Below are 14148 nucleotides of genomic sequence, written 5' to 3' on the forward strand. Positions count from 1 at the left end.
TCGGATCATGTCCTTTTTAACCGGGTTCATCGGCGAGTCGCCGCAGGTAGAGCGGGAAAAGTGCGGCTACCCAGCCGCGGCGCTCACCGCTTGTGAGATCTCACAGAGACGGCTGGCGGTGCGTGAAATGTCCGGAACGCCGACCACCCCGTCGACCAGTTCCGGCAGGGGCGCCGCGGCGCAGAACGTCAGTTCCAGGTCCGCGTCGTAGAGCACGTCGACGAGATTCACCAGACGCATCGCCCAGTCCGGCGGCACCTCGCGCAACCGAGGGACGTCCCGGATCGTCCAGCGCCGGAAGCGCCGGGCCAGGTCCACGTAGTCGGCGGCCGAGGTGGGGGTGCCGCACAGCGCGGTGAAGTCGAGAGTGATCGCGTCGCCTTCGACCGCGCGGGCTCGGAGTGTGCGATCGCCGATCGGGATCGTGAGCGCCGCGACCACGCGAGCGGTGCCGACGGGGACCGTCATCGGATCGGCTGCGGAGGCACGGCGGAGGGCGGGTTCGGCGAGCGTCTCCGCTTCGCTCTCGCTCGGCACGCAGCCGATCAGGTAGCGTCCGGCGGCGAAACCCCTTGCGGCGTCACGCTTGCGCAGTGTGCGGTAGTCGGTGGGGCCGTCCACCGAGACCACGTCCGAATGCTCGACGATGCGCGCGATGGTCGGCACGAACCGGTCGTGGAACAGCGGATTCGGCAGCAGCCGCTCGGGCGGGTAGTTCGAGGTGAGCACGAACGAGATGCGCCGGGCGAAGAGCGCCTCCAGCATGCGGGCGACCAGCATGGCGTCGCCGATGTCGTGCACGTGGAACTCGTCGAAGCAGACCAAGCGCGCGGCACCGAGCAGACGCTCGATGGCGGTGTCGATCGAACCGGTTTCGTGGGCTGCCCTGTGCAATTCGGCGAAGAACCAGTGGAAGTGGTAGCGCTTCGCGCGCTCGGCGTCGACGGTGGCGAGGAAGCGGTCCATCAGCATGGTCTTGCCGCGGCCGGGTCGGCCGTGCAGGTAGACGCCGCGCGCACCCTTGACCGGGCGGCCGCGCCGATCCACCAGACGAGCCAGCCGGTCGGCCGCCGCGCGCTGATCCTGGTCGAGTTCGATCGTCATCCCACCTCCTGTCTCTACAGCTGTAGAGTCCTCTACAGTTGTAGAGCACGAGGCCGCATGCGACCAGAGAAGGTGACGATGTCCACAACCGACCGGCGCACCCGGATCGTCGACGCGGCAATCGAACTGATCGCCCGGCGTGGCCTGCGCGCGCTGACGCACCGAGCGCTGGACACCGAGCTGGAACTGCCGCCCGGATCGTCCTCCTATTACTTCCGCACCAAACGCGCCCTGATCGAGGCGATCGCCGACCGGATAGCCGACCGTTCCCGAAGCGATTTCGGCGCGGCGCGGTTCGAGGCGCCCGAGACGGCCGGCCTGCCATCCATCGCACACGGCATCGCGGTCTGGCTGGACCGGCTGCTCCTCGAACGCCGCGACCACCTGATCGCCCGGCACGCACTGATCGTCGACCTCATCGGCGACCCGGAGTTGCACGGTCGCCTTGCCAACAGTCTCTTCTCGACGGAACGCGCCCGAGAACTGTTCCGCGCCACCGGCTTCCCCGACCCGGACACCGCCGCCGCCGACTTCGTCGCCGTCCTGGAGGGCGCGGTCTTCGACCGCTTCGCGGGCAACCGCAGCGCTCTGCCCGCGGGCACCCCGGCCAGCATCACGCAGCTGACCACCCTGCTGACGGCCTACCTTCGCCACTGACCCGCCGCGGCGACGCCGTGCACAGAGCACCGGCGCGCGTACCGAAACCGGTGGAACTAGACGGACCAGCCGCGTTGGGAGTAGGTGGCGCCGGTGAAGTAGGCGCGGATACCCGCGGCCGGGTACTCGATGACATCACCCGGCAATGCCGTCAAGGCGAACCAGGCCAGCTCGTAGCACTTGTCGGGCTCGCGATTGACGGGTTCGCCGGACCAGTGCACGGCCTCGAAGAACAGCCCGAGGCGAGCTTCGCGCCCAGAACCGACGACGTGCGCGGTGTGAATGTGGCGCAGGTCGGCGGGATCGACGACCACGCCGATCTCCTCCATCGCCTCGCGGGCCGCGCCCGCCGTGGCCGACTCGCCCGCTTCCAGCTTGCCCGCGGGCAGGTGCCAGCGACCATCGAATTCGTCGTCGCTGCGCCGCCTGCTCAACAGCACCTCGCCGCCACGGACGAGCATGATGTGGACATCCACAAGGTGCCGGTCGGCCATGAGACTCCTCCCGTCGCGGCGACATTGCCGCTCCAACCTACGCGGGGCGACCGGCGCTCGATACCGTGCGCGGGCGCGAACCCGATCGCCGCGCGAAATCAGTTGGCGCTGAGCACCAGACCGGAGGTCGGCACGCCGGTGCCCGCGGTGACCAGAACGTTGCGCAGCGAGTCGACCTGGTTGACGGAGGTGCCGCGAATCTGGCGCACCGCTTCGGCGATGCCGTTCATGCCGTGGATGTACGCCTCGCCGAGCTGGCCGCCGTGCGTGTTGAGCGGCAGCCTGCCGCCGAGCTCGATCGCGCCATCCTTGATGAAATCCTTGGCCTCGCCGCGACCGCAGAACCCGAGTTCCTCGAGCTGCATGAGCACGAACGGGGTGAAGTGGTCGTAGAGGATCGCGGCCTGCATGTCCTGCGGCCCCAAACCGCTTTGCGCCCAGAGCTGTTCGCCGACGAGGCCCATTTCCGGCAGACCGGTCATGGCGTCGCGGTAGTAGCTGGTCATCACGTACTGGTCCGCGCCGGAACCCTGCGCGGCGCCGACGATCACCGCGGGCCGCTGCGGCAGGTCGCGGGCCCGCTCGACGCTGGTCACCACGATGGCGACGCCGCCGTCGGACTCCTGGCAGCAGTCGAGCAGGTGCAGCGGCTCGGCGATCCAGCGCGAGTTCTGGTGGTCCTCCAGGGTGATCGGCTTGCCGTAGAAGAAGGCGTCCGGGTTCACCGCGGCGTGCTTGCGGTCGGCCACGGCGACCCGGCCGAAATCCTCGCTGGTCGCGCCGTAGACGTGCATGTAGCGGCGAGCCACCATGGCGACCTGCGCGGCGGGCGTGCCCAGCCCATGCGGATAGGACCAGCCCGCGTCGATGCCCGAGGAGGTCGGCGCGGTGGCCAGCGCCGTGGAGAACTGACCGAACCGCGACACCGAACGCTCGTTGAACGCACGATAGGCGACCACCACGTCGGCGATGCCGGTGGCCACCGCCATGGCGGCCTGCTGCACGGTCGCGCAGGCCGCGCCGCCGCCGTAACCGATGTGGCTGAAGAACTTCAGCTGCGGTATCCCCGTCGCCCTTGCGACCGCGGCCTGGGTGTTGGTGTCCATGGTGAAGGTGGTCAGGCCGTCCACGTCGGCGGGCGTGAGGCCCGCGTCGGCGAGCGCGGCCGTCACCGCCTCGGCCGCCAAGCGCAACTCGCTGCGGCCGGAGTCCTTGGAGAAATCGGTGGCGCCGATGCCGACGATGGCCGCGCGTCCCGACAGTTCGTGCTCAGTCATTGTTACCCCGCAGCGCCATGACGACCTTCGCCGTGATGTGGTCGCCGAGGCTGTCGCGCCCGACGACGTCGATGTGGATGTCGTCGCCGTCGACCGCGCTCACGGTGCCGGTGAGGGTCAAGGTGTCGCCCGCGTACAGCGGCACCCCGAGGCGCAGCGCGATCGACTTCACGATGGCGCGCGGGCCCGACCAGTCGGTGACGAAGCGCTGCACCAGGCCGGTGTCGGTGAGGATGTTGACGAAGATGTCCTTCGATCCGCGCGCGACGGCCTTGTCCCTGTCGTGGTGCACGTCCTGGAAATCGCGGGTGGCGAGCGCCGTGCTGATCACGAAGGTCGGGTCGGCGTGCACGACCAGTTCCGGCAGCGTCGCGCCGACCTGCACGGAAGTGGGTTCCGCGGTGGCCCTCATTTGTTCACCATCCAATACGGCAGCACGGCCTCGTCGTCGAGCTTCTCGAACTCCACCCGCACCGGCAGGCCGATCTCGACCTCGGCCGGGTCGATGCCGCGCAGTTCACCGAGCATGCGCACGCCCTCCTCCAATTCGACAAGCGCGACCACGAACGGCAGTTGCCGTCCAGGCACTTTCGGCGCGTGATGCACGACGTAGCTGAACACCGTGCCGCGCCCCGAGGCGACCACGTAGTCGGTCTGCTCGGATTTGTCCTTCCACAGGGCGGGGATCGGCGGATGCCGCAGCGTGCCGTCCGGCAGCTTCTGGATCCGCAGTTCGCCGAGTTTCGCGCCCTCCCAGAAGAATTCGGTGTCCCACGAGACCAGCGGCTTGACCCGCTCCCCCGCGGGCTTCGCCGGGGCGGCGGCCGTGCCGGGCGCGAACTTCAGGATGCGGAACAGCATTTCGGTGACGAGCTCGTCGCCGACTCGCCACGAAGTGCGGAAGGTGACGAACCAGCCGTCGCCGAGCCCGGTGCGCTTGGGTCCGGTGATGCTCTCCAGCCGGCTGGTGACGCTCACCTGTTCACCGGGCACCAGGTAGCGGTGGTAGATCTGCTCGCAGTTGGTGCCGACCACCGAGGTGAAGCCCGCCTCGTCGAGCAGTTCGGTGGTGGCGCCCATCGGGTCGTCGGCCGGGCGAACACCGTTGAGCCCGAACATGGTCCACACCTGCGCCATGGCGGGCGGTGCGACGATGCCCGGGTGGCCCGCGGCGCGGGCGGCGGCCTCGTCGACGTAGATCGGGTTGGTGTCGCCGATGGCCTCGACCCAGTTGTTGATCATCGGCTGGTTCACCGGGTCGCGCGCGAGGCGCGGCGCGCACTCGCCCGCCGCGATGATCTTCTCGGCGGCGGCGACGATCGCTTCCGGCGTTGACGTGTCCGGCACGACGCGGCTCCTTCTTCTATCGGGGTACTCGCGGCAGGTTCAATCCGGCGGTGGCGACGAGCTCGCGCATGATCTCGTTCACGCCGCCGCCGAAGGTCACCACGAGGTTCTGTTTGGTGCGCCGGTCCAGCCAGGTGAGCAGTTCGGCGGTGGCGCGCTCGGCCGGATCGCCGTGGCGCCCGACGATCTCCTCGGCCAGGCGGCCCGCTTCCTGAAGTGATTCGGTGGAGAACACTTTGGTGGCCGAGGCGTCGGCGATGACCTGCGACTGGTCGCCGTCGACCGTCCCAGCGACCTGCCAGTTCAGCAATTCGTTGAGCCGGACCATGGCGTGCATGCGGCCCAGGGAGCGCTGCACGTCGGGTTCGACGAGCAGCCCGCGCGGACGCGCCCAGTCGCGCACCCGATCGTAGAGCTGCTCGATCTTGCCGGACGGACCGAGGCTGACCCGCTCGTGATTGAGCTGGGTGGTGATCAGCCGCCAGCCCCGGTTCTCCTCGCCGACCAGCATGTCGGCGGGGACCCGGACGTTGTCGAAATAGGTGGCGTTCGTGTGGTGGGCGCCGTCGCAGGTGATGATCGGCGTCCACGAGTAGCCGGGATCCTTGGTGTCCACGATCAGGATCGTGATGCCGCGATGGCGCGATTCCGCGGTGCCGGTGCGACAGGCCAGCCAGACGTAGTCGGCCTCGTGCGCGCCGGTGGTGAAGATCTTCTGCCCGTTGACGATCCAGTCGCCGGAGGCGTCGCGGACCGCGCTGGTACGCAGCGCGGCCAGGTCGGTGCCCGCTTCCGGCTCGGAGTAGCCGATCGCGAAATGGATGTCACCGGAAAGGATTCCGGGCAGGAACTTCTTCTTCTGCGCGTCGGTGCCGTAGGACTGCAAGGTCGGGCCGACGGTCAGCAGCGTCACCAGCGGCAGCGGCACATCGGCGCGCACCGCCTCGTTGAAGAAGATCTGCTGTTCGACGGGCCCGAAACCCTGCCCGCCGTATTCCTTCGGCCAGCCGACTCCGAGCCAGCCGTCGCGGCCCATGCGCCGCACGACGGCGCGGTAGGCGTCGCCGTGCCGGTTCACCGCCATCTCGGCCTCCTCTTCGGGAGTGACGAGATCGGCGAAGTAGGCGCGGAGTTCGTCGCGCAGCGCGCGCTGCTCGGCGGTCAGATCGATGAACATCTTGCTCCTAGACGATCCAGGCGGAACGACGCGCCGCCGAGCCAGCGGGCGATGTCCTTGGCCTGGGAGTAGTAGCGGTGCATCGGATGGGTCACGTCGACGCCGAGACCTCCGTGCAGGTGGTGGCACTTCTGCATGGCGGCGGGCAGCTCGGAGGCCACGGTATAGGCGAGGACGTCGAGGTCGTCGTCGACGCGCTCCAGGTGCGCGGAATCGGCGTCGGACAGCGCGAGCGCCCAGTTCGCCGAGACGGCCGCGGCGTGCAGGGTGCGCGACACCACATACAGGTCGGCGATCTGCTGCGCCACCGCCTGGAATTCGGCGAGCGGCCTGCCGAACTGCCGCCGCACCCGCAGGTGTTCGGCGGTGAGCACCAGCGCGCCCTTCAGCAGTCCGTCGGCGACCGAGCCGATGCTCGCGACCGCCAGCCGGTGCAACCGCGCGAGATCGCCGGGAAGCAACTGCTCGGCGGGGATCTCCACGTTGTCCAACAGGACGCTGCCTTCGGGCAGGCCGCCCGAGGTCGGCGACGGCGTGATGGTCAGGCCCGCGGTATCGCCCGCCACGAGCGCGATACCGGAATCGGTCGGGATCAGCAGCCAGCGCGCCTGCTCGGCGTAGGGCACCGCGACCTTGTGCCCGCTGATGCGCACGACAGCCCCTTCGGCGACCGCGGTCGTCTTGGGCGTCGCGGCGAAAGGCGCGCCGGGCTCGCTGAGCGCCGCGGTGAGCACCGCGCCCTTGGCGAGCTCGGGATAGACGGCCTCGGCCTGCTCGTCGGGCAGTACAGGTAGCAGCGCGAGCAGGCCGAAACCCAATGTCGGCAAGGCGGGCACGGCGACCGCGTCGGTGGCCAGCTCGGTTAGCAGCACCGAGACCTCCGGCAGGCCCATGCCGTCGCCGCCGAATCGCTCCGGTAGCGCGACCGCGAGCAGTCCCGACTCGACGAGGGTCGGCCACAGCTCCATATCCCGCGCGGATTCGCGCTCCAGCAAGCTCACTACTACTTCGGCGACGGCGTCCTGGCGCTCGTCCCTGGTGAAGTCCACGCTGTTCTCCCAGTCGAGTTTCGTCAGCTGTCCGCGTCGCGCGGCAGTCCGAGAATCCGCTCACCCGCCACGGTGAGCAGGATCTGCTCGGTGCCTCCCGCGATGGAAAGACAGCGGGTGAGCAGGAATTCGGTCACCTCGTCCGAATCCTGCGCACCGTTCGGTCCCGCCGCCTCGACGGCGAATTCCGCGACCGCCTGGCGGTGCCGCACGCCGACCAGCTTGCGCACGCTGCTCTGCGCGGCGGGGTCGGCGCCCGCCAGCATCGCGACCGCGGCCCGCTGTTCGAGCAGCAGCCCGGCGATGGCCTCGGCGACGAAGCCGCCGAGCCGGTCGTTGCGCAGCTCCGCACCTGGGCCGGTGGCGGGCAGCTTGGCGATCAGCTCCTCGAGCACCGGCCCTATTCCATTGCCGCCCATGGCAACTCGTTCGGTGGACAGCGTGGAGCGGGCGATCTTCCAGCCGTTGTTCAGCGCGCCGACCAGACAGTCGTCGGGGACGAAGACGTCGTCGAGGAACACCTCGCTGAACCGCGCCTCGCCGGTGATCTGCACCAGCGGGCGGACCTCCAGGCCCTTGCTGCGCATGTCGACGAGGAAGTAGGAGATGCCGCGGTGCTTGGGCGCGTCGGCGTCGGTGCGCGCCAGGCAGATGCCCCAGTTCGCCTTGTCGCCCAGCGAAGTCCAGACCTTCTGGCCGTTGAGCACCCAGCCGCCCTCGACCCGTTTCGCGGTGGTGCGCAACGCGGCGAGATCGGAACCCGCGCCGGGCTCGCTGAACAGCTGGCACCACACCACCTCGCCGCGCAGTGTCGGCCAGGCGAACCGGTCGATCTGCTCGGGGGTGCCGTGCTGCAACAGGGTCGGGATCGCCCACCCGCCGATAGCAAGGTCGGGTGCGGTCACGCCCGCGCGGCGCAACTCCTCGGAGATCACCAGCCCGGTCATGGGGTCGGCGCCGCGGCCATAGGGCGCGGGCCAGTGCGGCATCGCCAAGCCCGCGTCCACCAGGGCGTCGCGCTGCCGGTCCGCGGGCAGGGCGGCGATCGCGGCCACCTCGGCGGCCAGGTCGTTGCCTGCCGCGCCGTCCACGTCGACGCCCTCGGCGGCGAAGACCCGGTCGGCGCCGGTGGTCCGGCGCATTCCGTCGCGAGTCAGTTCGGTGACCCTGGCCCGCCAGCGCGCCGAGCCGCCGAGCAGCTGGCGCAGCGCCGTCGCCCGGCGCAGGTAGAAGTGGGCGTCGTGCTCCCAGGTGAAGCCGATGCCGCCGAGCACCTGGATGCAGTCCTTGGCGGTCTCGACCGCGGCGTCCAGCGAGATGGCCGCGGCGATGGCGGCCGCGATCGGCAGCTCGGCGCCGCCCTCGTCGACGGCGGCGGCGGCGTCCAGCGCGACCGAGCGGATCAGCTCCGTGCGGCACAGCATCCACGCGCAGATGTGCTTGACCGCCTGGAAGGAACCGATCTTGCGGCCGAATTGCTCACGCACCTTGGCGTATTCGACCGCGGTCTCCAGACACCAGCCCGCGAGACCGGCGAGCTCGGCGGCCACGAGCGCCACGAGCAGGTCTTCGACGCGGTGCGCCGCGGTGAACACCCGCTCGGCCGGCACCGCGACATCGGTGCAGTGCACACGGGCCAGCGGGGTGCTCGGGTCGGCCGAGGTCAGCTCCTCGACGCGCAGACCCGCGGCGTCCGGCGGAACAAGGCACCAGCGCTGTCCGTCCGGGGTGGTCACGGGAAGTAGCACGGCGGTGCCGGAAGCGGCCCCGAGCACGAGGTCCCAGACACCGGTGAGCAACACGTCCGCGTCGGCGGCGGGTACGCTCACACCCGTCTCGGATGAAACATCCGGACCGACAACGACGTCGAGCGCGACACCGCACGGGAGGTCATCGGCAAGAGCGCCCGCGGTGACCAGGTTGGCGAGGGCGGTGCTGAGCACCGGGCCGCCCACCAGATCGTGCGCCGCCTGCTCCAGCAGGACGGCGAGATCGGCGACCGACCCGCCGTCGCCACCCGCCTCCTCGGCCACCGCGACACGGAAGATCCCGAGTTCGGCCAGCGCGGGCCAGTACGCGTGCCAGAAGCCGACCGGCTCGGCTCGCATTGTTGCAATCGGCCGGACCGATCCTGCCCAACCCCGCATCGACTCCTGAACGGCTTTATGCTCGTCAGTGGTGGCGATGGTCACACTCCAACCCGCCTTTCCGGCGTGACTCCCACACCTAGAACATGTTCTAATATCCTGGCCGGGCGGAAGTCAAGAGACGGCCAATCCGCATCGGTGAGCACCGCGCGCCAGGCCGCCGTACGACGTTCGAGGAAAGGACCCTTTTCGATGGCCAGCCCCTCCCGATCGCAGCCCGCCGACACGAGCGCTGCCCGCCCAGCGACCGTGACAACGCTCAGCGAGGACGATCTGAGCTCGGCCGCGCAGCGCGAGCGGCGCAAGCGCATCCTGGACGCGACGCTGGCGCTCGCCTCCAAGGGCGGATACGACGCGGTGCAGATGCGCGCCGTCGCGGAGCGCGCGGACGTGGCCGTCGGCACTCTCTACCGGTACTTCCCGTCCAAGGTGCACCTGCTGGTCTCGGCGCTGGCCAGGGAATTCGAGCAGATCGAAGGCAAACGCAAGCCGCTTGCCGGTACGACGCCGCGCGAGCGCATGCACCTGCTGCTCACCCAGATCACCAGGATGATGCAGCGCGACCCGCTGCTCACCGAGGCCATGACGCGCGCGTTCATGTTCGCCGACGCCTCGGCCGCCGCCGAGGTGGACCGAGTCGGCAAGGTGATGGACCGGGTTTTCGCCCGCGCCATGAACGACGGAGAACCGACCGAACGGCAACTCGCCATTGCCCGCGTCATCAGCGACGTGTGGCTTTCCAATCTGGTGGCGTGGCTCACTCGACGGGCTTCCGCGACGGATGTCACAGATCGTCTCGAACTGACTGTGGATCTCCTGCTCGGAGATCAAGCGGCGAAATAGCCGGAGGCGATTACCGCGCCAACTGATTCGGATCGGCGAGCCCGGTCGACGGGCACACCGCCCGCGACCGGGCTACCGTGGTGTTATGCCGCGCTTGCCACTGCACGCGGAGCAGACCGCGAACCGCCCTGTCCGCCAAAGCGACTCGCATCCGGCTTGCCCGCCGGAGCGAATCGGTACTGGCGTGCCGATTCTCGCGATCGCCGCGCGACCCGACTTCGCTCGCGTCCGCGGAAAGTTACTTGCTGGTTACCTGTGCGTTAACTGGGCAAATCCCGATAACCGGGTTGCAATCGTGCGCACGCATACCGGCGCGCTGCGGTGCGATGAATTCAACACAGTATTGTTTTGCCCGCCCCTGAAACAACTCCTCCGATCACTAGGTTGGATGCGTGAGCGCACAGGATCTGCCACAGGAACTTCGACGAGCTTTGTCGACGGTCGCGCGCGAGCCGAGACTCTTGGTCGCGTCGGACTACGACGGGACTTTGGCCCCGATCGTCTCCGACCCGGCTAAGGCGTATCCGCACCGAGAATCGGTGAGCGCGCTACGCGCCCTCGCCGGTCTCACCGGAACCACGGCGGCCGTCATCTCCGGCCGCGCGCTGCGCGACCTCGCGGCACTCTCCCGGCTTCCGGTCGAGGTGCAACTGATCGGTAGCCACGGCTCGGAGTTCGACGTCGGCTTCGTGCACGCGATCGACAACGACGCCAAGCAGCTACTGCAAGAAGTACAGACCGCGCTGACGCACATCGCCGCGGGCAATCCCGGCGTGGCCGTCGAGATCAAACCGGCGAGCGTCGCCCTGCACGTGCGTAACGCCAGCCCCGAGATCGGGCGACGGGCGCTGACCTCGGTGCGCCAGGGGCCCGCCTGCTGGGTCGGCGTTCAGGTCACCGAGGGCAAGGCCGTCATCGAGCTGGCCGTCGTGGCGACCGACAAGGGCACCGCGCTGGACACCATCCGTCATCAGGAGGGCGCGACGGCGGCGGTGTTCTTCGGCGACGACGTCACCGACGAGAAGGCCTTCCGCGTGCTCTCCGGCCCGGATGTCGGCATCAAGGTCGGCGAGGGCGACAGCCTGGCCAAGTACCGGGTGGACACCACCGAACAGGTCGCCTGCGCGCTGGCCTTCCTGCTGGAGGAGCGGCGCACCTGGCTGGCGGGCGCGAGCGCGCCGCGCATCGAGCGACTGACCATGCTGGCCAGCCCGCGCTCGGTGGCGCTGCTCACCCCCGACGCCACGGTCACCTGGTTCTGCCACCCGGAGCCGGATTCGGCTGCGGTGTTCGCGCACCTGCTCGGCGGGCCGCAGGCAGGCCACTTCACGATCGCGCCGGAGCGGCCGGGGCTGCCGCTCTCGCAGCGCTACGTGGACGGCACCATGACCGTCGAGACCCGTTGGGCCAGTTTGCAAGTCGTCGACTACCTGCCGCACGACGTGGCGCCCAACCGTACCGATCTGACCCGGGTGATCACCGGTATCGCCAAGGCGGTCGTCACGTTCGCGCCGCGACCGGAGTTCGGCCAGGTGCCGGTGACGCTCGAATCCGAGCCGTCGGGTCTGCGGGTGCTCGGCACGAACGACCCGATGGTGCTGCGCTCCCCCGGTGTCCGCTGGACGATCGAGAGCGACGGCACGCACGATGTGGCGCGCGCGGTGGTTGATCCGTCGACCGGTCCGATCGTGCTGGAACTTCGCTGCGGCACACAGGATCTCGCGCCCGCCATGACCGGCGAGCCGGAGCGCCGCAGGGAGGCGCAGCGGTACTGGTCGGAGTGGTCGAGCGCGCTGGAGCTGCCGCCGCTGAAGCCCGACCTGATGAAGCGCTCGGCGCTGACCCTGCGCGGGCTCGTGCACGCGCCGTCCGGCTCGATCCTCGCCGCGGCGACCACCTCGCTGCCCGAGGACATCGGCGGCGTGCGCAACTGGGACTACCGCTACTGCTGGCTGCGCGACGCGGCGCTCACCGCGCAGGCGCTGGTCAACCTGGGTTCGCTCACCGAGGCCGACGAGTTCCTCGGCTGGGTGCATCGGGTGCTGGAGACCCTGCCCGGTCCGGAGCGGCTGCACCCGCTGTACACGATCTACGGCGAGACGCTGCCGCCCGAGGCCGTCATCGACCAGCTGCCCGGCTACGCCGGTTCGCGGCCGGTGCGCGTCGGCAACGCGGCGAACATGCAGGTTCAGCTGGACGTCTTCGGCCCGATCGTCGACCTGATCGCGACGCTCGCGCACGCACGCGAGCGCAAGGGCGTCACCGATCCGGCCCGTGCGCTGCCGGACGCCGACTGGGAGCTGGTGCACGCCATGGTCTCCGCGGTGCAGCGGCGCTGGACCGAACCGGACCACGGCATCTGGGAGATCCGCGGCAACCCGCGCCACCACGTGTACTCGAAGGTGATGGGCTGGCTGACCGTCGACCGGGCGCTGACGCTGGCGCAGAAGTTCGACCGTGAGATCGACCCGGAATGGCTCGAACTGCGCGAGACCATCGCCGAGGAGGTCAAGACCAAGGGCTGGAACGACGAGGTCCAGTCCTTCACGGCGGCCTACGACGGCACCGACCTGGACGCGGCCACCCTGCACATCGGCCTGAGCGGACTGATCGACCCCTCCGACCCGCGCTTCGCCGCGACGGTGGTGGCCACCGAGGCCGAGCTGCGCAGCGGTTCGACCGTGTACCGGTACCACCACGACGACGGCCTGCCCGGCGGCGAGGGCGGGTTCCACCTGTGCGCGGCCTGGCTGGTCGAGGCGTACCTGCTGATCGGCAAGCGTTCGGACGCCGAGGCGCTGTTCGCTCAGCTGGTGGACGTCGCCGGGCCGACCGGTCTGCTCAGCGAGGAATACGACCCGGTGGCCGAGCGGTCGCTTGGCAACCACCCGCAGGCCTACAGCCACCTCGGTCTGCTGCGCTGCGCGCAGCTGCTGAGCCAGCCCGTGGAGGTGCTCGTCTGAGCGGTCGCTGACCGGCCTTCGAGGCCCGCGGACCGAGCGGTTCGCGGGCCTTCGCGTGTCCGGGCCGGATTCGGCAGCGGTGTGGCGGCGGCCGGGCGGTGGTCGAGTTGCGGGTTGCTGATAAAGTAAAACGGTAACGGTTTCCATTATGATTTGGAGCACTCGCGGTGCTCTGATCGCATTGCCAGGAGTTTTCCCGCGTGAGTAGTCGCATTGCCCTGAAGTTCGCCGGTGCCGCCGCGGGAATGGCTCTCCTGCTGACCGCCTGTGGCGGCGGCTCCGACACCTCGGACAAGCCCGAGGTGGTCGCCTCCACCAACGTGTGGGGCAATATCGCCGCCGCCGTCGCGGGATCGGACGCCACCGTGACCTCGATCATCACCGATCCGGCCGCCGACCCGCACTCGCACGAGACCTCCGCGGTGGAATCGGCGAAGATCAGCGACGCCGACCTGGTCGTCTACAACGGCGGCGGCTACGACGAGTTCATCGAGAAGGCCGTCTCCGGCAAGGACAAGCGCACGGTCGACGCCTTCGAGTCCCGGCCCGACAAGGCCGACGAGAACGAGCACGTCTGGTACGACGTGCGCACCGTCGGCGCGGTCGCCGACCAGATCGCCGCCGCGCTCGGCGAGATCGACTCGGCGCACGCCGCGGACTACACCGCCCGCGCCGCGACCTTCAAGACGCAGCTGGCCGGGATCACCTCGGCCACCGGCGCGATCGCCGCCGCGCACCCGAAAGCGCCCGTGCTGCAGACCGAACCGCTCGCGCACTACCTGCTGCGCGCCGCGGGCGCGGAAGACCGCACCCCGCACGAGTTCCAGGAAGCGATCGAGCAGGAGACCGATCCCGCGCCCGCGGCCGTCGCCGAGACCCGGGATCTGCTGACCGGCAAGCAGGTTCGCGCTCTCGTCTACAACGTGCAGACCCAGGACAAGATCACCCGAGACCTGCGCGGCCTCGCCGAAACCAACGGCGTCGCCGTCGTCGAGGTGACCGAAACCCTGCCCGAGGGAATGGATTACATCCAGTGGCAGACCAAGAACACCGAAGCGCTCGCCAAGGCGCTGGGCTGATCGAAGAGCAG

The 14148-nt window shown here is 69.5% G+C and carries 12 protein-coding genes; 4 read left to right on the forward strand and 8 right to left on the reverse strand.

Annotated features, from left to right (window positions below):
* Positions 1–66: 66 nt before the first annotated feature.
* Entirely contained in the window at positions 67–1104 is a 1038-nt protein-coding gene (zapE, locus tag FB390_RS03480; RefSeq protein WP_141807650.1) for a cell division protein ZapE, read from the reverse strand.
* A 78-nt stretch (positions 1105–1182) separates the two neighbouring features.
* On the opposite strand from zapE, the gene FB390_RS03485 reads away from it, so the two are divergent.
* Positions 1183–1761, forward strand: coding sequence for a TetR/AcrR family transcriptional regulator (locus FB390_RS03485; protein ID WP_141807651.1), 579 nt, complete (start codon positions 1183–1185; stop codon positions 1759–1761).
* Between the two features lie 56 nt (positions 1762–1817).
* On the opposite strand, the gene FB390_RS03490 is transcribed toward FB390_RS03485, so the two are convergent.
* From FB390_RS03490 to FB390_RS03520, 7 genes are all read right to left on the reverse strand, one after another.
* On the reverse strand, positions 1818–2255 hold the full coding sequence (locus FB390_RS03490; protein WP_141807652.1) for an NUDIX hydrolase: 438 nt from the start codon (positions 2253–2255) through the stop codon (positions 1818–1820).
* Between the two features lie 98 nt (positions 2256–2353).
* Complete coding sequence (locus tag FB390_RS03495; protein WP_141807653.1) at positions 2354–3532, reverse strand: lipid-transfer protein; 1179 nt, start codon at positions 3530–3532, stop codon at positions 2354–2356.
* Positions 3525–3944, reverse strand: a complete 420-nt coding sequence (locus FB390_RS03500; protein ID WP_141807654.1) for a MaoC family dehydratase — start codon at positions 3942–3944, stop codon at positions 3525–3527. Before FB390_RS03500 ends, FB390_RS03495 begins: the two co-directional genes overlap by 8 nt.
* Positions 3941–4879: a bifunctional MaoC family dehydratase N-terminal/OB-fold nucleic acid binding domain-containing protein gene (locus FB390_RS03505; RefSeq protein ID WP_141807655.1), complete on the reverse strand. Its 939-nt coding sequence runs from the start codon at positions 4877–4879 to the stop codon at positions 3941–3943. The genes FB390_RS03500 and FB390_RS03505 overlap by 4 nt, the downstream gene beginning before the upstream one ends.
* 16 nt (positions 4880–4895) lie before the next feature.
* Complete coding sequence (locus FB390_RS03510) at positions 4896–6056, reverse strand: acyl-CoA dehydrogenase family protein (RefSeq protein ID WP_141807656.1); 1161 nt, start codon at positions 6054–6056, stop codon at positions 4896–4898.
* Positions 6041–7105 (reverse strand): acyl-CoA dehydrogenase family protein, encoded by a 1065-nt coding sequence (locus FB390_RS03515; protein WP_141807657.1) that lies wholly within the window; start codon positions 7103–7105, stop codon positions 6041–6043. The genes FB390_RS03510 and FB390_RS03515 overlap by 16 nt, the downstream gene beginning before the upstream one ends.
* Positions 7106–7128: 23 nt before the next feature.
* Entirely contained in the window at positions 7129–9297 is a 2169-nt protein-coding gene (locus FB390_RS03520) for an acyl-CoA dehydrogenase family protein (protein WP_141807658.1), read from the reverse strand.
* 147 nt (positions 9298–9444) lie between these two features.
* Between FB390_RS03520 and kstR the strand changes: the two genes are divergently transcribed.
* From kstR to FB390_RS03535, 3 genes are all read left to right on the forward strand, one after another.
* Positions 9445–10095, forward strand: a complete 651-nt coding sequence (kstR, locus tag FB390_RS03525) for a cholesterol catabolism transcriptional regulator KstR (RefSeq protein WP_067790127.1) — start codon at positions 9445–9447, stop codon at positions 10093–10095.
* A 392-nt stretch (positions 10096–10487) separates the two neighbouring features.
* Complete coding sequence (otsB, locus tag FB390_RS03530; RefSeq protein WP_141807659.1) at positions 10488–13058, forward strand: trehalose-phosphatase; 2571 nt, start codon at positions 10488–10490, stop codon at positions 13056–13058.
* A 245-nt stretch (positions 13059–13303) separates the two neighbouring features.
* Positions 13304–14137, forward strand: coding sequence for a metal ABC transporter solute-binding protein, Zn/Mn family (locus FB390_RS03535; protein WP_141811516.1), 834 nt, complete (start codon positions 13304–13306; stop codon positions 14135–14137).
* The last annotated feature ends 11 nt before the right edge of the window (positions 14138–14148 follow it).

This window comes from Nocardia bhagyanarayanae (assembly GCF_006716565.1).
In the GTDB taxonomy this organism is placed as follows: domain Bacteria; phylum Actinomycetota; class Actinomycetes; order Mycobacteriales; family Mycobacteriaceae; genus Nocardia; species Nocardia bhagyanarayanae.